This window comes from Lichenihabitans sp. Uapishka_5 (genome assembly GCF_033947565.1).
Classification (GTDB): domain Bacteria; phylum Pseudomonadota; class Alphaproteobacteria; order Rhizobiales; family Beijerinckiaceae; genus Lichenihabitans.
In genome coordinates this window covers 1-863 of sequence record NZ_JARPVX010000214.1, presented here as the reverse complement: position 1 = coordinate 863, position 863 = coordinate 1, and the positions used below count along the sequence as shown (strand labels likewise).

Annotated in this window: 1 protein-coding gene; it reads left to right on the top strand. The window is 68.9% G+C overall.

Going from position 1 to position 863, the window contains the following annotated elements:
* Positions 1 to 129: 129 nt before the first annotated feature.
* Positions 130 to 863: tyrosine-type recombinase/integrase (locus P7D22_RS23260; protein WP_319936612.1), on the top strand; the 734-nt coding region annotated here is incomplete at its 3' end.

Here is an 863-nt window from a genome sequence, read left to right as displayed (position 1 = left end):
GGACGAACCCGCTCTCGCGGGAGGGCTTCCTGAGAGGAAGAGCACACCTGGAGATCTGAGCGAGCGCTTGAGCCGGTTTGGCCGGCCTCCGAGCATGAGGGTCCACCCCTCATCTCGCGAGGACACCCGATGTCTCAACAGCAAGCCTCTGTTCCCGTCAGCCCACTCCGCCGCCGCATGCTCGACGACATGGCCATGCGCGGCCTGCACGAGGACACCCAGCGCAACTACATCATGTTCGTCCGGAGCTTCGCGGCCTTCCTGAGCCGTTCGCCCGAGACCGCGACGGCGGAGGACGTCCGCCGTTTCCAGGTTCACCAGGCCGGCAGCGGCGTGCAGCCGCCAACGATCAACGGCTCGGTGTCGGCTCTGCGCTTCCTGTTCACCGTGACGCTGGATCGGCCGGACCTGTCGCGGCGCCTCGTGCTGGTGCGCTACGCCCAGAAGCTCCCGACCGTGCTGAACGTCGAGGAGGTCGGACGGCTTCTCGAAGCGGCACGCGGCCCGAAGTACAGGGCCGCGCTCGGGGTCGCCTACGGGGCCGGCCTGCGTGTGTCCGAGGTGGTCGGCCTCAAGACCGGCGACGTCGACAGCACCCGCATGCTGATCCGGGTCGAACAGGGCAAAGGCCGCAAGGATCGCAACGCGATGCTGTCGCCGCAGCTGCTGGAGTTGCTCCGGCAGTGGTGGCGCGAGGGCCGGCGCCGCGGCGTGATGCTGCCCCATGGCTGGCTGTTCCCCGGGATGAACAGCTTGGAGCCGTTGTCGACGCGTCAGCTGAGCCGCGCCGTCCACGAGGCCGCGGAAGCGGCCGGCATCAAGAAGCGCGTCTCGCCCCACACGCTGCGCCACAGCTTCGCCAC